The organism is Pseudomonas sp. BF-B-26 (assembly GCF_019956495.1).
GTDB lineage: Bacteria > Pseudomonadota > Gammaproteobacteria > Pseudomonadales > Pseudomonadaceae > Aquipseudomonas.
Genome location: NZ_JAHBDP010000058.1, coordinates 105,365 through 126,912, shown reverse-complemented (window position 1 = coordinate 126,912; position 21,548 = coordinate 105,365). Strand labels below are relative to the sequence as shown.

Below are 21,548 nucleotides of genomic sequence, written 5' to 3'. Positions count from 1 at the left end.
ACCCCGAGGCGACGCCTACATTAACAGATAAGATTGAGGCTCATAATTCACAGAAGTATTCCCACACTTCAGATCGCCTTGAACCCATCGTTCTTTATCGAACGAAAGTAAATCACTGGGGAAGTTTTTTGCTTCAGCCGCCTGTACAAAAGATGAAATATCTTCGCAAAACCTGAGACTCGGCATCTGATGTATATCAAATTCGCCCTGCCCTTCTAATCCAACCTTAACTTCCTCCGCCCAGAACACCGGCCTACTAAACATAAAAGAAGGTTTGAACCTATACGCCTCTAACGAGGCTGGTATTGCGACCTCACCAGCCAAGTCACACAAACCAGCCCAATTCCCCTCTTCTGTGTAATCCGATAAAACCCAAGGTAATTGAGGGGCTAGGTGAGGCAAATCTGCAATTACCTCCTGGCTAGGCAACACTATTTTTTCTAGCCAGTGAGAAACAACAACCGAACACACTCGAGAAAGCGAACGATCATCCATATTATTCAACAAAGGCAGATCTTTTTCCAACACATTGAAAATCCTTATATCTCTTCGCTGAGTCAGTAACTGGCGAAAAGTTACTGCCTCAGTACTTTCAATACCTAAATAACCCAGTATCTCGTGCCCTATAAACCGCGGAGACTCGACCTCAGAAACATCAAACCCGAGAACTTGTGTTATCGGTGCATCAAGATTTTCCAATACATACTCATGCATCTGGGAATATCTAGTTTTCTCAGCGATTAAATTAGGCCAGTGCCATGGACGAAAACCAGTAAAACCACTTGCACACCAGAGTGAATTTTCTGCCACTTGCTCACTGCCAACATCAAGATCTGCATATGAGGAGGTAGTTCGTGACATAGTCAAATCAAAAGAGTTAGTGCCATATTGATTAATCACGACAATTGGTCCGACATCGCACATTAACCTTCCTGCATAAGCAACCTCTGCCCCAGTTGACCATGCGGAGCCACCGGCCACAGATTCCAACCCCAAAAGATCATAATCGACCATTATCAAATCATAACCATCGAATACACTTGAAGGTTGGTATTGGTGCTTCCTAGATTCTAAACGCTTGGTATGAAGATCAGCGATAATATTAGAGACCTCGCTGGTTTCCGGAACAAACACATCGAAATCACCATACGATTCTATTCTATTTTTCCACGACTTCGCACGACCTGTCTCATCATCTAAAATTAAGATCTTCATTTTTCTTCCGAGTCCCACTCAATTTTGAATGCTGTATTGTAGCCACTAAATGGCTTCACAAATGAAATCTCACAATTTAGCGAGTCGGATACCATTTTCACAATGGTTAAACCAATACCCATACCACCCAACCCAAGAGCTTTACGTTCTTCAGGAATTTCCAAGCGACGCACAAAGGGTTTAAATAGGTCATCACTATCATGCAATCTAACCCCTACGCCAGTATCTAGAACATACACCGCTTTGGTTGTGCCATAATCCCGTGAAACACAACAGATGGTTTTCTCTTCTGAATCAATCATCGCATTAACAGAATTTATAAATACGTTTTGGAATATCGCGTTCCAAGCCGCTAATGTTGCCACAGGAAAAACAAGCCCCCCATCAACCCCTGCGCAGTCGATATTAACATTTCGCAAAAGAGCTTCTGAGTTCGTCACAATTCTTTCAATTACTTTTTTAACTTTATATTTGTTTCTTTTCTCCCGATCATATTCATTCATTAAAGGGGAGAACAACTTACGAACCTTAGCGGAGCGGATTGCCCATGCATCAATAGCGCCCAACAACTTCTGATCCCGAAGTTCACTTGAACCATTTGTCAGCTGATACCTGATTTCATTAAGCGCGGATATTTCTTTTCCTGACTCGTGCTCCATTGCGATTGCAGCCATACCAGTAGTCGCTAATGTAGCCAGTAGTATTCGCTCTGCATTAATACCCTCTTGACGCTGCCGCTCTAAACTCTCTAACTCTTCAAATCTGTCCGAAACAGAGACTACATCTTGTCTTAACGGCTCTGGCACGCGCATAGACAGTTGAAAAATCTGCTCTCTGATTTCAGATATTTTTTCATCTGTACTAGGTATAGCTAGCTTTTCTGCAGCGATTGTTCTTTGCCTGCGCTCATACGAACGCATTGCGTAATAATCCATTGCCCATCTAACGCAACTTTGCAACTCGGCGAAGGCATCATTATCAATCAAACGATCTCGCGTAACCTGCACATTCAGATAATTGCCACTATCAATATTTTTCTTTGATGCAGTTCTTCTTTCATGAGAAGTTGAAATGCTAGCAATACCAAAAATTCGACTATTAGTAGGCAGATCATTCAAGCCGCTCTGCACCTGAAGCTCAGCAGGCAATAGATTTGACTTATTAAGTCGGTGCGAGTGGGCAATTTCTAGTTGCAACCAGTCCTGTTCATCTCCACCATAGAATGGCAATCTGAATCCATTATCGTAGATATGGATGCCACCAAACTTTCTAAAGTATTCACGAGCTTCGTGAACACCTACCCCCCCAGCCTGTTTACCTGACAATTTGAAAACATAAATCTTAAACGAAGCCTTATCTAAAAGACCACCAGGCTGCTTATACTCCGCCTTATATTTATCTCCATCCCTGAAACAAACTTGAACTTTATTTGCGCCTCCGGCCCTGCCATTTCTTAAAGTGCCATGTATTGTAGCGATCCAGTTGTCGAGTGCTTTCCCCATTTGCTCGGAGAATGCCTCAAGAGCTTCATCTGGAAGACCTTCTATGGAGATATCGAATTTATCTTCTTCATCAAGATCATCTAATAACCTATCAGGAGGTTTGAGAAACCATAACTCTCGCGCAAGATCTTTGAGTTTTGGCGCATCCCACTCTTGTTTCAGACCTGTAATTTTTACGGACGTACCATGAGGATATCCAGATCCAAAGGAGATGTTCTTTGTAGGAGCGATATGCGCTCCCGCCTTAATTAAGTCTCCAGACTTCCTGGCCCCATCCCAATCCACATCCGCCCGAAACGTAGTAGCGCCTAGTTTCCGGGAAGTAAGTTCTAATCCGTCACCCAAAAACTGTACAGCTAAACGGCCGATGCCTTTTGATCCAGTAACTGTGCGATTTCTCGCTGTTTCCAGTTGTTCTTGTTTATGTGTTGTACCAATTCTCAACCAATAGTCAACATATTCATCACGGGACATTCCATCGCCATTATCGGAAACCGTAATACTTGTATCATCAAAGGTTATAAAAACCTCGGTAGCGTCTGCGTCATAACTATTTTTAACTAATTCTGCGAGAGCCACATGTGGTTTACCGACCAAACGCTCACCTAACTCACGCAATAACGCCGCATCAACCGTAAACTCCTTAAACTCCGCCTTTACCCCAGAATCAGCCGTTATAATCTGCATTTACATAGTCCTTTTTGGTCGACTGTGGCACCTGTTGTTTCGCCAATATTTTATTCGAAGCACACAAAACGGTAGCGCGCGCTCTTCACATTCAGTCAACCATAGGTGAGCGCTTCGTTACTCTGTAGAGTGGTTTTTTATCTGCTGGCCTGTCAAATGGTACCGCCTATCCCTCGCGACAGACCTCATCGTTTCATACTGTTCGTGAAAATGCGATTCAAAGGTCTGCCCCTTCAGCGTGTGCTAATCATCCTTTTATATCAAAAAAGACCATCTAATGCGTCAGGCTCCCAATTCATGATCACCAGCTCGCCGCTGACTTCGGCCTTCCCTTGCCGCTGGTTGGTGTTGCAGTAGCGGATGTCTAGCGTCTCGAAATGGAAGCCCTCGAATACGCGTCGGATGTCTGGATGGTCGTTGATGCTGACCATTACCTTGCCTTTGCAACGGCGCATGAAGTCAGCCATCCGCTCATAGTTTTCAAATGGAAAGTCGACCCCGTATCCAGCGGTCTGCCAGTAAGGCGGGTCCATGTAGTGAAAGGTATGGGCACGGTCATAGCGCTCAGCGCATTCAAGCCAGGGGAGGTTTTCGACGTAGGTGCCGGACAGGCGCTGCCAGGCGGACGAGAGGTTTTCCTCAATCCGCAGCAGGTTGATGGCCGGGCCGGTGGTCGCGGTACCGAACGTCTGCCCAGTGACCTTGCCGGCGAAGGCATGATGCTGCAGGTAGAAGAATCGCGCGGCGCGCTGGATGTCGGTGAGGGTTTCGGGGCGGGTCATCTTCTGCCACTCGAATACCTGGCGCGAACTGAGCGCCCATTTGAATTGACGCACGAATTCTTCCAGATGGTTCTGCACGACGCGGTACAGCGTGACCAGGTCGCCGTTGATGTCGTTGAGGACTTCAACGGGCGCGGCCTGGGGTCGCATGAAGTACAGCGCGGCACCGCCGGCAAAGACTTCCACATAGCACTCGTGTGGTGGGAAGAGCGGGATGAGGCGGTCGGCCAGGCGGCGTTTGCCGCCCATCCAAGGAATGATGGGTGTAGACATAGAGAGCAAGACCTTTACTGTATGGATAAACAGGTGCTAGGCTCGCCGCGCTTCGTGCACGGAGTAAGAGCCTTGGCTGGACTTGCAGGGGCAATCTGCAGGGACGGCGACCGGGTTGGATGTTGACGCATCCTGCCCGGTCGCTCTTTTTCACTTCGCTGTTGAGACTTCTTTGGCGTAGGCCTGACAGGCCGCCAGGGCGATCAATCCTTGGTCGCCGGCATCGGTGATGCCGATAATTCGTTGAGCATGCGCTGGGTCAAGTTGGGCTCTTGTGGGGCCATGAACCACGCCGCCGGCTGGGGTGGCGGCTGACACTGTGTCGCCACTGGCTGCATCGGTGGCGTCGAGTAGGACTGACAGGCGCAGATCAGCAGTGGCAAGGCGATCACGTAGGCGAGCCTGGTTGGTTTGAGCATCGCTCAGTTCCTTGTAGTGGGTTTGTTCACTGGTCGACAGCCGCTGCTCCAGTGCCAGGCGCTTGTCCTGTGCCGTGCGCAACTGGTCAGCGGCGGCGTTGCTGATGGCGATCAGATCGTCCTTGTGCAGGTTGGCTTGTTCGGCGAGTTGCTCGCCGTAGCGCCAGTCCTGAACCTGCCAGGCCGACGCGGCAGATCCGCCGACCAATGCGGTCAACAGCACGCCAATGGCCAACAGCCGGTGCGGCGTGGGGATCAGGTCGACGACACGCATAGCACTGCCCTCGCCCGCTTCCACAGCTGCAGCCGATCTTGCAGGCCGTTGAGACCACCGTTGATCTTGCGGGTGATCGTCTCGAACTCATCCCGATCCGCCAGTGCATTCAGCTCGCGCACCCACCAGAACCATGCCGCCGACTCGGCCGCCCATTGCGGAAGCTCGAGCAGCTCCGGGGTGCGCAGCAAACGTTCGTCACCGAACAACGCCAGGCTGCAGCGCAGGTAGTTGCTATGGCCCGTAATCTGGATCAGGCCGCGACCGCGATAGCGCTGGCCATCTCCGTCAGCTTCAGGAGTGTTGCCCAGTTTCGCGGCCAGATTGCCGGTGTCGTATTTGCTCAGGTACTGATCACCACCCAACTCGCGGACGTACTGCAGCTGGCCCGACTCATGACCAACTTGAGCCAGGAACGCCGCCTTACGTTTCGACGTATTGATTTGCCGATGCGCCATGGCCGCGTTTAGGGCGGATACAAAAACGCCCACTTGGCGGAGGGCGTTGGGCATGATGCGTTGTAGCTGTTGCTCAGTGATGGACATACAAAACTCCAGGCATAAAAAAACCGCCCTCAGGCGGCAACGGAATGCGTTAAGTCGCGTTGACGCTCACGACCTTGAGCGGCGGTTTAGCTTTCTTCTTACCTTTGGACTTGCCCTGCTTACCGGCATTGCACTCGACGGTGGTCGACCAGCCGGATTGGGTAAACACCTGCTCCACTGAGTCCGCCAAGTACTCGCCATCAAGGCCGACCTTGAAGCCCTGGGCGTTGATCAAGCGTTCGGCAAAGATGTCGGTCCGGCCGGGCATCTCGAACCGCACGTCAGCGGTCGAGCGATTGAACGCCGCCAACCGCGCCTTGGCGGCCGACTCGGCGGCGGTCTTGTTCGGGTAGATATGCCGATCGGTATGCACCGCCGGCAAGCCCTCCGGGGCGTCGTCGTTATCCACCGAGACGATGGCGAGCTTGCCGGTCTTCTTGTCTTGGTGCTTTGTGGATACGGCCTTGTGCGAGTTGCGATCACCCAGGCTGAACTGCCAGCGACTGACGTCGCTACGCGTCAGGGTGATCGCGCCGAACGCCTTACCGCTGGCCGTCTGGCCCGCTTGACGGGGCATCACCAACAGTTTGCCGTCGGCCACCTTGGCCGTGCAGTCGTACTGTTTGGCCAGGCGCGTGATGAAATTAAAATCAGACTCGTTGAGCTGATCGACCCGGGCAACTTTCGTGGTCACCGGGCACACCGGCTGCCAGCCATTGCGCGCGGCGATGTCGGCCACGATCGTCGACAGCGGCACGTCTTCCCAGCTACCGCTGCGAATGGTCTTGCCACTGCCGCGCATGTCGCTGGCCTTGCCCTTGATCATGATCGTGTCCGGCGGACCCGACACCTCGACCGTGTCCACCGCGTAACGCCCCATTCTCGCCAAGGACGTTTCGACATAGCCCAGGTAGATCTCGATCGAGCTGCCACGCCGAGGCAGCACCACCTGGCCGTCTCGGTCATCAATGCGCAACTCAAACTCGTCGGACTCCATCCCGGGTTTGTCAGAGGTGCGCAGCAACAACAACCGATCATTGATCTTCGCCGTTACATCCGCGCCATCGGCCACGATTCGAAACATGGGGGTCATGGATTTTGCTCAAAAAAAAACCCGCACAAGGCGGGTAAAAAAAGAAAGGAGCTTGAGGAATCAAGCGGCGCGAGTGTAGACCATCAATCCCACAGGCTCACCCCCTCCCCGGTCGGGCTGGGCAGATCCGGCAGATAGATCACCACGCCGGTGCGGTAGGGCTGGGGTTCATCTGCCAACCCCTGATTAGCATCCAGCACCGCTTCGGTGCTGCCGTTCAGATGGCCATAAACGTTATGGCAAATGACATCGAGCATGTCCCCATCAGACGTTCTGCATGTCGTCGCCATAGCGCACAAACTCCAGAGTGAACCCTTGTTTACGCGGAATCCCGCCGTGCAAAAACGCGCCTTGCTCGTCGCCGATCACCTTCAGGCACCACGTCCCAATCACCTCACCATAGCCCGTGGTCAGGGTCAGCGGCTGAAGCCTGGCGCCAATGGTGCGCAACGTGTCGAGCTGTTTGAGACCACCCTTGAAACCCGGGTAGATCGTGCCTTTGAGCGTGAGCTTTTCTTCACCCATCCCAATGCCCTGCTGTGCCGGGCGGCGCGACAGACGCTCCTGGGAAGCCCAGCGGAATTCGGTCGAGCGACTCAGCTCGTCGAAGGCCGCCGTGTCCAGATTGAAGAAGTACGGCTGAAGCTTTGGATCGCGCGGCTGAATGATCAGCAGGTGCGGGAACGGCTTCACCGCTCCCGGCGCCGGTGTCGCATCCACGGCAAAGGAACTGGTGGGCACGATGTTGGCCAACGATGGGCTGACCTTGCCGGCGATGTTGTTAATCGCCGTCGCCGCCTTGCCCGCCTGTTCCTTCAGCGTCCCCAGCCTTTCCTGTACTTCGGCGGCCGCCCGGGTCGCCCGGCCGTACACCGCCACCACCTGACCGACCTTGGCCTGGGCCGCGTCGACGCCGCGCATCACCCGCTGAAGCTTGGCGCCGATCGCCGGCCCCACGAACGGGATGTTTTCCAGCTCGGACGCCGCACCAGTGATTTCACTGATCGCGCCGTTGACCGGGCCAAGCATGCCGTCCGCACTGCGTCGCCCGGCCTCCCCCGCTTCGACCAAGTACTTGAGCCCCGCTTGCAACTGTTCCATATACGCCATGCGGCCTCCTTACAGGTGGGGTTCGTCGTACAGCTTGGTAGCGTTCTGTTTCGCGGCGTCCGCCATCATCCGCTGCATGTGCGGCATCAGCTCCTGAGCCATGCGTTGCGGGTCTTTGACATCCCCCTGCACCGTGACCGGCATGCTCAGCGAGTACTGAAACTGCTGATCCACTTTGGTCGGTGCCGGCTTCTCCGGCTCCTTGGGCTGAATGGCCACGGCCGCCTTGACTGGCGCCTGTACGGCCATGGCGCGAGCAACATCGCCCAGCGCTGGCCCTTGTGGGGTTGCCCCCGAGGCCATCAGTAACGCACCGGAGCCCTTCGCGCCATCGAACGTTTGGCCCATGCTGGCCAAGCTGGGAATGGCCGGACCAGGGCGCGGCGCCATCAACAACGGCGCGACCGGAGCGGCGGGCTTTTCCTCTTCGCCACCAAACACCGACTTGCCCACGGCGCCGCCCAACATCTGGCCGCCCTGACTGCCGAGGTAGGCACCAATCAAGCCGCCGATCGCGGTGCCGATAATAGGCACCACCGAGCCAATGGCCGCGCCGGCCGCAGCGCCAGCCATGGTGCCCGCCAACGAACCGGCGGCAGCGCCGTAACCCTCGGCCTTTTCGTCCTTGGTCTTGGCATTCTCATAGGTGTCAAAGGCCATGGCGCCGGCTTCCATCAGCGAGCCGCCGGGAATCATCTTGGCGGCTTTGCCGATCTTGCCGACTGCCTGCACCACCCCGCCCAGCCGGGCCATCGACCCGGCCGGAACCGGCACCGGTGGAATCGGCGGACGCGGCACAGGGACCGGCGGCCGTGGCCCCGGAATCGGCGAGCGCGAAGAACCACCCGGCCGAGGCAACGGCCGACGGCGAGAAGCATTGCGCCTTGACCCGCGTCCACGTCGGCGCGTTTCTCCAGGGCCATCAGCGCCACCGCCCAGGGCTCCCGCGTTGACCACGAAAACCTTTTTGACGCCGTCGTCATCCGATCCCGACTCGCCGCTCTCATCGCCGCCTGAGGCGACTTCCTTCGCCATCGAAACCACTTTGAGGCCAGTCGCGATCAGATCGAATTTTCCGGGCTTCTTGTCGTCCTTGCCGTCCGCTTCATCGTCGGCGCCCTCGGCCCCCTTGCCCGTAAAAGCCGCCACCGCCTTGAGCCCGGTTTCCACCAGCGACAATGCCTTACCGGCCTTGCCCTTGGGCTCCGAGCCTTCGCCGTCACCACCCCCATCATCGGCGTTGGTGACAAAAACCTTTTGCACCGCACCGGGCTTGCCACCACCCAGCGAGCCGCGCGCCAGGTTGAACAGCCCTTTACCCATCTTGAACGAACTGAACAGGCCCGTAAGCGTGACCAACCCACCACCGACCAACGCGATTCCCGTCACTACCCCGGGCGCGCTGTCAGACATTGAGGTAATACTTTTGGTGACCTTGGTCAGCGCCTCGGCCACCGTGTCCGTGACCGGGCGCAGAGCGTCCCCCACGCTGCGCATGGCGTCATCCATCGACTGAGCCATTTCGGCCCACTTCTGCGACGATGCCTCACGCCGCTCACTGAGGTTTTTATCGAGAATGCCGGTGGCATCGCGCGAATCATTTTTAAGCTGGCTGTACAGCGCCTTGTTCTGCATAAACGCCGACAGCGCGGCCTTGACCTGCATGTCCGCGAACAGGTCACCAGTGCGCAGCGACTCTTCCAGGGAGGCCATCATGGCCTTGGCTTTCTCCGGGTCGGCTTGCTGGCTGATTTCGGATGTCGCTTTGGCCATCGCCGCCGCGCGCTTCGGATCGGTGGCCTGAATGTACTTCTGCGCCAACGCCATGCTGGTTTCCAGCGTGGACATCCCGTTTTGCAAACCGGTTTGCATCGAACCCGTGTAGTCGATGCCGGCCTTTTCATACGCCTTGACGGTATCGCCAGAGCCGATTTTGCCCATCCAGTTTTTGAGGTTGTTGGCCGCCTCATCGGCGCCGCCGGCAGACTTCATCTGCACTTGCAGCATGGCGCCCAACTGCGTCACCGCATCCATGCCGGTGATGCCCAGGCTGCCCATGTTGGCCAACAGCTCAGGGAACCATTTGGCCATGTCGGCCGCTTCAAAGCTGCCCGCCTGCCCTTGATAGGCGATCGCTTCCAGCGCTTGCTGCATCTGTTTCGGGTCGGTGATCTTGGCGTTTTGCCCCAGCGCGTTGATCATCTTCGCCGTGTCGACACCGTTGGACCCCTGCCCCACGACAAACTTGGCCGCGACCGGCGCATATTCCAGGGCCTTGCTCAACTCCATACCGGCGCCAACCAACTGGTTGACCACATCGGCCACGTCGTTGCGCGCCATCCCGGTGTCACGCGAAGTGGCGATGATCTTTTGTGACATCTCCTTTTCTTGTGGCTTGTTGGCAATGCCGGCCTTGATCGCGATGTCTCGCACAATGGCGCCGAAGTCCGCACTGACTTTGGTCGGTACCGCCATCGAGCCCACACCGACGACAGCGGCACCCACCGCCTTTTTCATGCCGGACTTGCCGCCGTCCAGCTGTTGCTGCCCCTTGGCCTTCAGCTCGGCCTTATGGGCCGCCTGCCCCATAGCCCGATAGGACTTCTCCAGACGCCCGACTTCGACGCCCTGCTTTTTCAAGCTGTCCAGATTGGAGTTCAACCGGCCCAGCAGCTTGGACGCCCCAGCGGAACCGCTGTCGTGGGCTTTTTTCCACTCATCGCGCAGGCGAATGGTGTCGCCGATCGCACGCTGCAGCACGCGTGCCTTGGCCCCTTCCGCCTCGAGGCGTTTGATCCGCCCCGTCACGTCCTTGAACGCGGTACCGACCGAAGAACTGACGGCACCACCGATCACCAGCCCGAGGGCGAGTTTGTTCGCCATGTCATGGCCCCCATTTGCACAGCCTTACCGAAGGCGGCTCAATCCGTGAGCCACCACACCATTTCAGCAAACGGCATTGACTGAATCTCAGCGGCGGAAAATCCGGTTTCCGCCGCCAGACGTTTCGCGGCCATCTTGATGACGCCGGGGTCAAACCCCGTTGTCTTGGTCCAGACGAAAATAACCGGCCTGCAGGCGGTTAAAATCCACCAGCTTCAGGCCCTCCAGATCCGCGACAGGCGCACCGGCCAACTCGGCAAACAACACCAGCTCCCGCTGCTCGTCATCGCCGCCCGCCTCACGATTCGCCGAACGCACGTCGCGCACGGTCGGTGAACGCAAGGACAACTTATCAACCGTAACGCCGTTGATTTCGCTCGGGCACGACAGCGTGACCAGCACGTTATCGGTGGTGACCTTCAACCACGAAGGCATCGACGTCGAGTAATCGGTATCGGGGGCCAGGCGCGAATAGGCCGCCTGTACACGGCGATAGTCCACCAGCTTGAGGCCTTCCAGATCCTTGAGACCGACCTCGGCCAAGCCCGCGAACAACATCAGCTCGCGCTGTTCGTCATCGCCATTGGAGGCACGGTCGGCCGCCCGCACTTCGCGCACGGCCGGGGCCCGCAAGGTCAGCGTCTCGACCTTGACCCCGTTGGCATCGCTGGGCCGCGAGAGGGTCACGACGGCGCTCTCAGCGGTGACTGCCAGCCAGACCGGCAGCTTCTTATCGTTTACTTGAGTCATCTGAATCTATTTCCTTAGAGGCCGAGCGCGGTGCGTACTTCAGCGAGCTGGTCTTTGCCGTCGATCACCTGAATACCGGCGACCATGTCGATTTCGTACATCAGGCGCCCGTCGATTTCGAGTTTGTAGTACGTGACGGCAATGGCGTGTTTGATCTCGGCCGGATCACCGGCCTTCCAGTCTCCCAGGTCGACCTCTTTGAGCCGGCCGCGCAGGGTGGCGACCACCGCCGTCACTGCGCCCTTTTGCCCCTTGAAGGCACCCCGGAACGTCGCATTGAAGGCCGTGCCATCGGCCAGACCGAAGTACTTCAACGACTCACGGCGCACGCCCTTGGTGACAAAGGACGCCTCCATTTTTTCCAGACCCTGATCCATCTCGATGGCACCGGCCATGCCGCCACCGCGATACTCGTCGGTCTTGCTGGTCAGCTTGGGCAGGGTCAGGTTCGGCACGTCGCCGGAAAAACTCACGCCGTCAACAAACAGGTTCGTGTTAAACAAAGTTTGAGGAATCATTGACTAGGCCCCTTAGGCTGCTTCAAGAACTTCGGTCATCCATTGATCGGTGACTTCGAAAAGGAAATTCGGGTTTTCAGCCGGCGGCACGTCGGTGAAACGAATGCGCCAATACACTTTGCCCTGAGCGATTTGGCTGGCGGTGTTCAACTCGGTGTCCGGGTACACCTCGAAGTTGATGATTGCGCCCTGGGCTTTCAGGTCGCGCATGAACGCTTCCAGGCCGTCGGTCACATCCTTGACGTAGGTCTTGGTGATCGAGCGGTCAACGGCCCATTTGTGGCCGGCCTGCACGGCATCCATGAGGATGAACAGCGTGCGCACGCGGGTGACGAACGCCCATTTCGGATCGCTGGACAGCGTGCGGTTGCCCCACAGGCGATAACCGTCATCACGGATGATCGTCGCGATATTGGCGTTGTTCAGCAGGTTGGCCCGGCACGTCTCGTCGCCGTCCAGGTACTCGACCGCTCGGGTCGTGCCGGTGATGCCGACAAACTCTTTGTTCGACGGCGACGCCCAGAAGCCGTACTCCGCATCGGTCCAGGCAAACAAGCCCGCCGCCCAGGCCGAGCCCGGAGCATCGACCGTCTGGCTCAGACCGGTGTCCCAGTACTGCACGCCCGGGTCAACCATGAACAGGTTGCGACTGCCGAAGTTATCGGCGTAGGCCATGGCGGCCTCATCCGTGGTGCCAGGCCCGTCGATAATGCCGATGGCGCGCAGCTTCTGCGCCAAGCCATCGAGCGCCGTGGCCACCGCCTGAGTGGCGGTGTGCCCCGGTGCGATCAACAGCCGCGGCTGAGCGTTGAACAGGCTTTTGCCATCGAGCAAGGCCTGTAGGCCGGTGCGCTTACCAGAAGCCAGCACCCCGCCAATGATCGCCGAGGTTTGCAGCGCCGCGTCTTCCAGCTTCGGCACACCGATGGCGACGATCACCGCCTTGGCCTTGGTGTAGATCGCCAGACAGGCCTTGGTGATCGCCGAATCGGCGCCAAAGGCGGCAATGGCTTCGCGCTCGGTGGTGATCAACTTCAGTTCGCCGGCCAGCGCCGTGCCGCCGCCGAGGACGCCCGGGGTGAAGGTGTCGCACAGTCCGATAATGGAAGACGACGGCAAGGAAATGGTGCGCGCGCCGGTCTTGATATCGGTGGTCGTAACGCCGTGAAAGAAACTCATAAAGCTCAATCTCCAGAAACGGAAAAGCCCCGCATAAGCGAGGCTGTGAGGGATGTTCGTGTTACGCGTAACGGAATAGAAAACGCCCCGTCAGTGCGGGGCGTTTATTGGAGTTGACCAGCCAGCCAGAGAGGCGACGGCGGCCGGTGTTCAATCAAGGGGAACTCGCCCGCTTCCGGCCAGTTGCGCAACGCTCGGCGGTACGCCTGAAGCTCGGTGTACTGCGCGGCCGTCAAGGTAGGCTCAACGCCTTCCTCCAGTTCGTCGCGATGGCGCGTCACGACACCATCCGTTTCAGACAAGCGCTGATCCCGCCAAACCCGCTCAACAGCGGCCAACTCCTCATCACTGGGCGGCGGTGCATCGACAAGGACCGGATAGCCATCATCACCCCAGGCAATCACCTTGCCCTCTGACTGCCCCGCCAGCAGCTCAGCATGGAACCAGGCAGGGATTTCTACCGCATCCTCAGGAATCAAGCAGGCCGGGTTAGCGACCTCCAGCATGTCCGGAATTGCGCTCATATCGGGAACATTACGGCAGGTTATCGGCTCGACCCCGGTGTTCGTCATCAGCTCGTCGCCAACCAGCAAAGACTCTCCCGGCTGTACGACAATATCCGTCTTCGGTCGGACCCACGCCGGGTCTTGGATAGTGGTCAGGCGGGCCCCATGGATCTCAGTATCGTAAAAACCGCGAGCAGATTTTGAAGCAAACATAGATGTCTCCTTAGCGGCCGATAGCATGAAAGCGGTAGTTAGCAGCGCCACCACCACCATGAAAGTGATAAATCCTGATGGTTGATGGACCGATAAGTGAAACCGCCCAACTAATAGAGGTCGTGATGTTTCCGCCACCAACCGGCGTAGCAAAGGCCTCAAGGGCTTCGATAGGGAAAGTAGATGGAAGGGTTATATCCAAGCTACCCCCGCTAGGAATTGAGCCGGAAGTCCCCCACATTTCCATCTTCCCGCTCGGTAGCTTCTGGTAGCCGTTCGCCCCCAGTGAAGCCGCAAACAGCGGCGAATACGACAGTAACCCGTCGCCACCCTTGGCCACCCAGCTTGCCGCGTTTTCCAGAGTGAGGTATGCATTGGTGCCAGGCAGCAAAACAAAGCTCGCAAGCCCCCCAAGACCGGCATTCATGACCGTACCGGCGCTTGCATTCACCGTAATGGGTGATGCGCCCCAGTTGAACAACTCCAGCGCGGCACCAGCGGGCAAGCCGGCCACGGCAGGCAGCGTCACCGAACCGCTGTAATTGAGCATCACGAGCTTGCCGATATCAGCCACCGTTAGCACTGTCGTCGCGCCATACGTGGTACGGCCCGACCTGCTGCCCAGCGCTCGCTGCACAAACTCCGTCGTGGCAAACGACTTGTCGTTGGCGAACTGCGGCTGTGTGGTCCCGATAGCTTGAGACAGCATGTTGGCGTGCTTGAGTGCGACCGACCCTCCAATCAAACGCCACTCACCTGTCACCTTGGTCAACAGCGCAGAATCACCTATCCCCAGAACAACCGGAACCGTGGACCCGAACGCATTCGTTAGGAGGTCGGCGCCTGAACCCAGTAGCGTGGTGGCCCCGTTACCAGCGCTTAGCACCAGAATCGTGCTGCCATGTGACACTGGCGCGGTAGGTGGAAGAGTAAGGTTAGTTGCCGTCGCAGACGCCACGCTAACAACGCCGCCAACGCTATTGGCGGCCAGTACAGTACTGACGTTGACCGAGTTGAAGCTCGACCACTCAACCCCCATTCGCTTTGCGAATTCGGTAGTTGCAAACGCCTTGCTGCTGTCAAACTGCGGCTGTGTTATCCAGTTTTGACCAGACATAACGGCGGCATACTTGAGGGCCATGGACCCGCCACGCAAGCGCCAGGTGCTCGACACTTTCACGAACTTGGCGCTATCCCCCATGCCCAAGACGACGGGTATCACTCCGGCGACCTGAGACGCCAACACATCCAGCCCGGCCGCCAGTACAGTTACCGCACCGGACCCAGCGCTCACCACCTCGACCGACGCCCCCTCAGGAACCCCGGCGGTAGGCGGCAACGTGATGTTGATCGGTGTAGCGGATGCGCCGGCCACAATCCCGCCAATACTTGACGCGCCCAACGCGGTGCTGGCCGTAAGTGGCGCGAAGCCCGAATACTCAACGCCCATCCGCTTGGCAAAGGCGGTGTTCACCAGCCTGAGCGAGCTGTCGAACTGGGGCGGGGTTAGAGCCGTTGGAGCGCCCAGAAAAGCCGGGGAGTTGATCGGCGCAAAGCCCTGGGTGATGTTCTGAAAGGTCAGCGCCGTGGCGCCCAGGACAATCACCCCATCCGTGACCAGTTGCCAGCGGGTATCGGCCAGCGTGGTGCCTTGCTCAACCGATACCAGCAGCGCCGAGGTCACCTCGGTATTGGTATCGGCATCCGGCGCGCGCACCCAGGCCGGGGCGCCGGCAATGTAAATGCCATTGTCCTTGGCCACGGTCTGGTTTTTCACTAGCACCCTATCGCCGGCCAACAACGTCACACCGTCGAGAACCTGAAGGCCCGCCAGCGCGATGTTGGCCGTGGTGGCCACCCGCACCGACTGCTTGTTGTCGAGCTTGTACAGCTCTTCCAGAATTTTCGTATCGACGTATTCCCGGGTCGCAAGCACTACCGAAGGATCGATTTTCAACTGAATATTGGCGGTGCTGCTGGTGATGATGTGCATCCGCACCACCTGATTGCGACCCGAGTTCTGGGCCAGCTGCGGCTTGTAGCTGGGAGCCACGTTGGACACCGCTGAGAACACACCGTCCTTGTCTTCAAGTGCTAATTCGCGAACCCACCAACCTCCGATATCGGGCGGTAGCACTAGTTCGGCCACCAGTACCTTGTCGTCGGTTGGGGACACGTAAAGCTGATTTAACTGGGCGCGATAGACCTGATTAACTAGCTTCGTCTGCGAAGGATCGGGAACTGGGTCAGTCCCATTGGCATCGCCGATCAGCATGAAACGTGGTTCCCAGGGAATGCCCAAGGCGTCGCAATTGGTTTTCTTAGCGGCGCCAAGCAAGGTCAGCATGCCGCCGAATATGGTGTTTTTATCAACCATGAGGGTACACATCCATTTCATCGAGAATGTAATGACTAACGCCGGTATATCCCTGAACCACCACGTCGATATCCGGGTTACTCCAGGGGTAAACGTCAATTTCGTCGCCGTCGTAAACAGCGACACCCACGTAAGCATCGACGTGGCTTTCAAGAACAATGTCCAACCCCACCAAGTGCCGGGTGACGGGCTTGGCGTCGTCGATCAGGCGTTCCAGCTCCTGATACATTTCCTCGGTGATCCCGGTGTCCAGCACGCCGACCTTCAGCGCGAAGGTGCCCGGAACGCCTTCAGGCACGGTGTTGAACCACTCGATAATTTCGATCAGGTAGCCCAGGGGCTCGACCACGCGGCGCAACGCGCCGATGGTCCCTTTGTGGGCATGGATGTAGTAAGAGGCCTTAATGGCGGCGCGCTTGGTCGCCTCGGTCCATCGGTAGTCCCAGCGATCCACCGACCACGCCCACGCCAGATGCGGCAGCAGATGCACCGGACAGGTATCGGCGTTGTAGAGGTCGCGCAGCGGGACAATCGTTTTCTCGAAAAACGCGGCCTCCATGGCCCGTTCCAGTTGCGTGCTGTTGCTCGGCAGTAGGCTTTTCATGTCAGCCCGCCAGCGTCACGGTGTAGCCCGTACAGAACGCCGCCTGAGCCTTGGTCGGGGCCAAGTCCTGCCAGCCGATCAGCTCAACCCGAGAAACGCCAGCAACGTGCACCTGAGCATCGACGCCGGAGCGCGCGACCTCGATGCCCAGCCGTTTGCGCGGATTGATCCAGACCGCCAATCGGCTTTTCGCCTCGGCCAAACTGGCATCCGCTTCGGGGCCGGCGCTGACCATGTGCAGAATCGCGTTAATTTGATAAGGGATTACCTGGGCGCTCTGCACCGTCACCCGATCGCACACCGGCCGCACGTCGTCGTCATTCAGCGCGGCGGCCACCGTGGCCAGCAGCTCCGGCGGCGCCACGCCCTGCCCGTCCAACCCCAACACCGTTACCGTAACGCAACACGGCGCCGGGCTTTCGGCCGTGGCATCCGCCACCAGCCCCGAGGCGTTACGCGCATGCAGGATGTAGCTGTTACGCGGGCCGGCCGTGGTCAACCCTTCATAGGCCAACTGGATACGCTCGCGAAACGGATCGTCGTCCTCCTTGACCTCCGGCACCGGCGGCACCGCCAGCAGATCCTCGGCTTGAATGACCAGGCGCTTCAGATTGACGTTGGCCCCCAGGTGATCGAGGTCGCCCTTTATGGCGTGCGCTAGCAATACCGCCTTGCCGGCATCATTCACCCGGGCACGGTTGCCGACCTTGATGTACGCGCCGACCTCCAGCACCTTCACCACCGGATCGCTTTCCAGCGCGGCGGTCCAGTTGCCGCCCATGTACCCGCGAAAGATGCCCAGCCCTTCCTGATAAACCTCTTCGAAGTCCAGAGGCTCCAACACAGTCGGCGCCGGTAGCGACGACAGATCCACGATACTCATACGGCTACCTCCAACGTGACGCCGTCGCCCAGGTACTCGCCGACAATCTTCAGGTTGATTTGCCCGCCAATAACGGAAATGACGCGCACCTGATCCAGTTTCAAACGTGGCTCCCAGCGCCCCAGGGCGCGGGCTACTTCAGCCTGTACGGCGCTTTTCCAGCCCTCATTAACGGGCAAGTCAACAAACCGCCGGAGCTTGCTGCCGTACTCCGGCCGATGACGGCGGCTGCCCAACGGCGTGCCCAAAATGTCTGGAACGGATTGGCGCAAGTGCGCGATGCCGGAAATGGGTTGGCCGGTGTGGCGGTCCATTCCGATCATCTACATCACTCCTTCAGCAGCTCGAACTCTTCGTTGGCTTTCAGGAACTTGACGGCGTCGGTATCGGACACCGAAACCTCTACCCCCCCCTTGTTCACCGGTACGGTGCGGTCGGAGTCCGGGACAATCAGCAGCCGCGACGTGTAGACCTTGTCGCGAAACTTCAAAAGCTCCGGTGTCGTTAGCAGTAACGGTTCCCGCATCGGTGATGCGGACACTTGTGCGTCGGTGACAAGCATGTCGACGATCTTGGCCATGTGTTTCTCCAGGCATGAAAAAGCCCGCACTGGGCGGGCTGTCGTGGGTTGAAATTAATGCGTGTGGTGGTTGCTGTTGCCACCGGCGTCGATGATCGCGCCGGCACTGGTGATGCCCTTGGTGACGTGTAATGCGCCGTCGATGGTCACCGCCGCTTTCAGGTTGATATTGCCGGTGGTCACGTTCACAGCACTGTCCGTTATGACCGCCTCCGTGCTGGCGACTTTGATGGTGACCGTACCGCTGGGCAGGGTGATGCTGTAGCTCTTAGCCTGCCAGTCGTAGATCAGCGAACCGCCATCATCAAAGCGCCAGACCTCAACATGGTCGCGGTTATCCGGTGGTGCGCCGGCGTTGCCGTACAGGCCCGGAATAAACGTGCCCTGTGACACGTCACCGCTGGCACTGATCAACGCCCCCTGCTCGCCCATGGAAGGCGCCCGCCAGTGCCTGGCCTTGCCGGCGGCGATGCTGTGCCAACGCACCCAAGCGCTGGTCCACTCGCCATCCGAGACTCGACACACCGGCGGGGAGGCGACCAAGTCCAGGGCGACCACATAACAATCCTTGACCACTCCCGCGATCATGCGGTCATGCTGGGCGCTTGCGTAGCCGCTCACATGTCCTCCACTGGGACAAAGTCCTCTTTGACATCGTTGTTAAACCCAATCAGCAGCATGCCCGGCGGCTGATCAGGCCAAGGCCACTCCTCAACACCGAGGTACACCTGCTGAGTCCACTCCACCAACCAGACGGTGTAGCCATCAAGCGCCGGTTGGGTCCAGTCCTGCTGTGCTTGTACGAACTCGGCGGGTTCGACCGGCAACCCCCACGTCTGTGCGCGCAGCAACACGGCGAGCTGGGTCGCCAATTGCACGGCCTGCCGTTGATGATGCGGCTTGATCGGGTCGACGATGATGCGCGCCTCGAACCTGCACACCAACGTGGTTTCACCCGTGCCAATGTCGGTACCCGGCTCGATCTCGGCCAGCTCCAAAAACACTGCTGGCAGTGCCACGCGGTTCGAAATGTTCGGCCAGACCGTCACAGCCTGCACGCCTGGTAGATGGGTCGTCAGATGCTGTTCAACGGCCTGATAAAGCTGGTCCAGACTCAAAGGCTCGTCAGACATTGCCTATCCTCTTGAGGTACTTCTGCAGCTCAAAGTTGAGCTCCTGTTTCAGGAGCTCCAGCAGGCGCTCATCCGCCTTTTGTACCCAGCTATTGAAGTGTGGCCGCGCCTGTTCCAGCGAGACTTTCGCCTTGGCCAGCGGAAAGCGACTGCCATTTTCCGCCACCCACCCCGAACTCGGCCCGCGACCCGGTGACACCGTGCTGTCGGGGTAGTCGTCCGCGTTGAAGTGCTTGCTCGCCGTGCGAATCCAGATGTCGGGCTTGTTGCCGTAGACCTTCTTCAGGAACGCCCCCTGGTAACGCCGCCCGGCCACTGACACGCCACTGCCAGTCTGCCGTGCTCGACCGATCCGACTGGACTCGATGGCGTTCAGACCGAACCACAGCTTGCCGCTCGTAGCCCCGCCGGATACTGGGTAACTGCGCAAGCGTTGACGCACCGCCGCGACAGCGATGCGCTCCTGCCGGCTGACGGCCCGGGCGATGTGCGTGCGCAACCAACCCAACGTCTTGTTGATCGCACGTCGGTGTGCCGTTGCCGCAGCCTTAGGTACCAACTTGGCAAAGTCCTGAAACGCTTGAAGGTCCGTGGCCGAGGACTGGATAGAAATCATCCCGCCGCCGGCCGAGGGTTTGAAATAGCTACCGACACTCATGGGCGCATCCTCAGGATCAAGGCGACCAGGCCGTCGCCGCTCGGCTCCAGCTGCAACAGGTCGTAATCGCCACCGCCATCCAAGGCGGGCAAATCGATACTGACCAACAGGCCCGGCTCTAGGCCTTGCGAATCGTTGACGCGGATCTCGAAACGCGGCTCACGTAACCCGGTATTGAGCTTGCCGAACTTCGGCTGCAACCAGGGCGCGGCAAACATACCGAACACCGGTTCATCGCGACCCTCAATCCGCGCGGTGTCGCCCAGCGTTTCGAATACCACCGCGTCGACCTCGGCGATCAGATCGCGAAAGCCCATGGTCAGAGCTCCAGGAGGATCTGGGCGCGAGGTCGGGTGCACAGGTGCAGCGGGTTGGACTGCGCTTCCCCGGCCATGCCTTTGTTGAACGGCAGCGGCTCGATCATGCTGTAGTAAGGGATTCCCTGAGTGTTGACCGTTTCCATGTAGTCCGCCGGAGCAAACACCGAGATGTACAGATCAGGCACACCCTCAGGGATCAGCAACGCCTTGTCATCGTGGACGAAAGACACACCCGCCACCTTGCCACGGTAGCGCTCCCAGACAATGCCGCCGAACTCGAAGCTTTCACGGGCATCACCGCGCAACGCTGCCGCTTGCTGGCTGTTGAGGTAGGTTTCTTTGACTGCCTTGTGAACGATCAACTTGTTCCAGAAGTTCTTGCCGCAGAAGGCGCGAGAGCCGGTACTGGTCACACTGCCCAGCGCGTCTTCCTGCATATCCAGCGCTTCACCGCATTTAACCCGCAACTCAGTGCTCGGGTCCGCCAAACCCATGGACAGCTTCTGACGCTGCACACCGAAACGGTCGTAAAGGTCCAGCAGCACCGTCGAGCCATCGGCATCGAGGATCAGGCCATTCAGCGCCCCCATGCGCTGGAACTCATGGGTCGCATCCAACTGCCGACGCGCTTTGGCCAGGCGGGCATTGACCACATCTTGCACCGCCTGCAACTCGGTGCGGGTACCGAAGGCGCGAATGCCTTGGATCTCGTCGGCCTTGATGGTGAAACGCTCTGGCAGGTGGACGGTGTTGAACGGAATCAGGTTGCGCTTGCTGGCCGCAACCACCAGACCAGAACTCCCGCGCTCACCAGCAGGTACCAATGCCAGGGTGTCGCCGTCCTTTTCAATCTGCACAGTCAGGGTCGTAACCCCTTCCTCGCGAAACAGGCCCAGCCCACTGATGCGGCCCGGCAAGTACGGTTGTTCGTTGAGTGCAGCGGTGAGCGCGGTAACGGTAAACGCTTCGTCGTCAAAAATGGCGATATCGGCCATGGGTACTCTCCAGAAATGAAAAACCCCGCTCAAGGCGGGGGTGCATGCA

23 protein-coding genes and 1 pseudogene are annotated in these 21,548 nt (G+C 58.1%); all 24 read right to left on the bottom strand.

The genetic code is table 11. The features are described 5' to 3' along the window. Window positions 1–15: 15 nt before the first annotated feature. The 24 genes and pseudogenes from KGB03_RS07430 to KGB03_RS07315 all read right to left on the bottom strand — a co-directional run bounded on the left by KGB03_RS07430 (window position 16) and on the right by KGB03_RS07315 (window position 21,499). Complete coding sequence (locus KGB03_RS07430) at window positions 16–1,215, bottom strand: hypothetical protein (protein WP_223526699.1); 1,200 nt, start codon at window positions 1,213–1,215, stop codon at window positions 16–18. Beyond that, a complete protein-coding gene (locus KGB03_RS07425; protein ID WP_223526698.1) occupies window positions 1,212–3,404 on the bottom strand; it encodes an ATP-binding protein in 2,193 nt (730 codons plus the stop codon). The genes KGB03_RS07430 and KGB03_RS07425 overlap by 4 nt, the downstream gene beginning before the upstream one ends. Window positions 3,405–3,664: 260 nt before the next feature. After that, the gene (locus KGB03_RS07420) at window positions 3,665–4,459 is read right to left on the bottom strand and encodes a DNA adenine methylase (protein ID WP_223526697.1); all 795 of its coding nucleotides are present in this window, start codon (window positions 4,457–4,459) and stop codon (window positions 3,665–3,667) included. Between the two features lie 150 nt (window positions 4,460–4,609). Then, entirely contained in the window at window positions 4,610–5,152 is a 543-nt protein-coding gene (locus tag KGB03_RS07415; protein WP_223526696.1) for a lysis system i-spanin subunit Rz, read from the bottom strand. Beyond that, window positions 5,134–5,697 (bottom strand): glycoside hydrolase family 19 protein, encoded by a 564-nt coding sequence (locus tag KGB03_RS07410; protein ID WP_223526695.1) that lies wholly within the window; start codon window positions 5,695–5,697, stop codon window positions 5,134–5,136. The genes KGB03_RS07415 and KGB03_RS07410 overlap by 19 nt, the downstream gene beginning before the upstream one ends. Window positions 5,698–5,746: 49 nt before the next feature. After that, window positions 5,747–6,790: a phage late control D family protein gene (locus KGB03_RS07405; protein WP_223526694.1), complete on the bottom strand. Its 1,044-nt coding sequence runs from the start codon at window positions 6,788–6,790 to the stop codon at window positions 5,747–5,749. Window positions 6,791–6,873: 83 nt separating this feature from the next. Next, complete coding sequence (locus KGB03_RS07400) at window positions 6,874–7,080, bottom strand: tail protein X (protein WP_149417768.1); 207 nt, start codon at window positions 7,078–7,080, stop codon at window positions 6,874–6,876. Further along, the gene (locus KGB03_RS07395) at window positions 7,055–7,900 is read right to left on the bottom strand and encodes a phage tail protein (RefSeq protein ID WP_223526693.1); all 846 of its coding nucleotides are present in this window, start codon (window positions 7,898–7,900) and stop codon (window positions 7,055–7,057) included. Before KGB03_RS07395 ends, KGB03_RS07400 begins: the two co-directional genes overlap by 26 nt. A gap of 9 nt (window positions 7,901–7,909) precedes the next feature. Then, complete coding sequence (locus tag KGB03_RS07390) at window positions 7,910–10,783, bottom strand: phage tail tape measure protein (RefSeq protein WP_223526692.1); 2,874 nt, start codon at window positions 10,781–10,783, stop codon at window positions 7,910–7,912. A 150-nt stretch (window positions 10,784–10,933) separates the two neighbouring features. Beyond that, entirely contained in the window at window positions 10,934–11,218 is a 285-nt protein-coding gene (locus KGB03_RS07385; protein ID WP_223526773.1) for a phage tail assembly protein, read from the bottom strand. 39 nt (window positions 11,219–11,257) lie between these two features. Further along, window positions 11,258–11,533: pseudogene (locus KGB03_RS07380) on the bottom strand (phage tail assembly protein); the annotation flags it as partial. A gap of 14 nt (window positions 11,534–11,547) precedes the next feature. Beyond that, window positions 11,548–12,051: a phage major tail tube protein gene (locus KGB03_RS07375; protein WP_223526691.1), complete on the bottom strand. Its 504-nt coding sequence runs from the start codon at window positions 12,049–12,051 to the stop codon at window positions 11,548–11,550. A 12-nt stretch (window positions 12,052–12,063) separates the two neighbouring features. Continuing rightward, a complete protein-coding gene (locus tag KGB03_RS07370; RefSeq protein ID WP_223526690.1) occupies window positions 12,064–13,230 on the bottom strand; it encodes a phage tail sheath family protein in 1,167 nt (388 codons plus the stop codon). Window positions 13,231–13,334: 104 nt separating this feature from the next. Then, window positions 13,335–13,949 carry a phage tail assembly chaperone gene (locus KGB03_RS07365; protein ID WP_317851228.1) on the bottom strand — a complete coding sequence of 205 codons (615 nt, stop codon included), beginning with the start codon at window positions 13,947–13,949 and terminating at the stop codon, window positions 13,335–13,337. 10 nt (window positions 13,950–13,959) lie between these two features. Next, window positions 13,960–16,326: a phage tail protein gene (locus KGB03_RS07360; RefSeq protein WP_223526689.1), complete on the bottom strand. Its 2,367-nt coding sequence runs from the start codon at window positions 16,324–16,326 to the stop codon at window positions 13,960–13,962. Continuing rightward, window positions 16,319–16,930, bottom strand: a complete 612-nt coding sequence (locus KGB03_RS07355; RefSeq protein WP_223526688.1) for a phage tail protein I — start codon at window positions 16,928–16,930, stop codon at window positions 16,319–16,321. Before KGB03_RS07355 ends, KGB03_RS07360 begins: the two co-directional genes overlap by 8 nt. Window position 16,931: 1 nt before the next feature. Beyond that, window positions 16,932–17,813 (bottom strand): baseplate J/gp47 family protein, encoded by an 882-nt coding sequence (locus KGB03_RS07350; RefSeq protein WP_223526687.1) that lies wholly within the window; start codon window positions 17,811–17,813, stop codon window positions 16,932–16,934. Continuing rightward, window positions 17,810–18,136 carry a GPW/gp25 family protein gene (locus tag KGB03_RS07345; protein WP_108183283.1) on the bottom strand — a complete coding sequence of 109 codons (327 nt, stop codon included), beginning with the start codon at window positions 18,134–18,136 and terminating at the stop codon, window positions 17,810–17,812. The genes KGB03_RS07350 and KGB03_RS07345 overlap by 4 nt, the downstream gene beginning before the upstream one ends. 5 nt (window positions 18,137–18,141) lie before the next feature. Next, window positions 18,142–18,393 carry a hypothetical protein gene (locus KGB03_RS07340; protein ID WP_223526686.1) on the bottom strand — a complete coding sequence of 84 codons (252 nt, stop codon included), beginning with the start codon at window positions 18,391–18,393 and terminating at the stop codon, window positions 18,142–18,144. Window positions 18,394–18,447: 54 nt separating this feature from the next. Then, window positions 18,448–18,981, bottom strand: a complete 534-nt coding sequence (locus KGB03_RS07335; protein WP_223526771.1) for a phage baseplate assembly protein V — start codon at window positions 18,979–18,981, stop codon at window positions 18,448–18,450. A 29-nt stretch (window positions 18,982–19,010) separates the two neighbouring features. Beyond that, window positions 19,011–19,526 carry a hypothetical protein gene (locus tag KGB03_RS07330; RefSeq protein ID WP_223526685.1) on the bottom strand — a complete coding sequence of 172 codons (516 nt, stop codon included), beginning with the start codon at window positions 19,524–19,526 and terminating at the stop codon, window positions 19,011–19,013. Continuing rightward, complete coding sequence (locus KGB03_RS07325) at window positions 19,519–20,184, bottom strand: phage tail protein (RefSeq protein WP_223526684.1); 666 nt, start codon at window positions 20,182–20,184, stop codon at window positions 19,519–19,521. Before KGB03_RS07325 ends, KGB03_RS07330 begins: the two co-directional genes overlap by 8 nt. Further along, window positions 20,181–20,501, bottom strand: coding sequence for a hypothetical protein (locus KGB03_RS07320; RefSeq protein WP_223526683.1), 321 nt, complete (start codon window positions 20,499–20,501; stop codon window positions 20,181–20,183). Before KGB03_RS07320 ends, KGB03_RS07325 begins: the two co-directional genes overlap by 4 nt. 2 nt (window positions 20,502–20,503) lie before the next feature. Continuing rightward, complete coding sequence (locus KGB03_RS07315; RefSeq protein WP_223526682.1) at window positions 20,504–21,499, bottom strand: major capsid protein; 996 nt, start codon at window positions 21,497–21,499, stop codon at window positions 20,504–20,506. Between the last annotated feature and the right edge of the window lie 49 nt (window positions 21,500–21,548).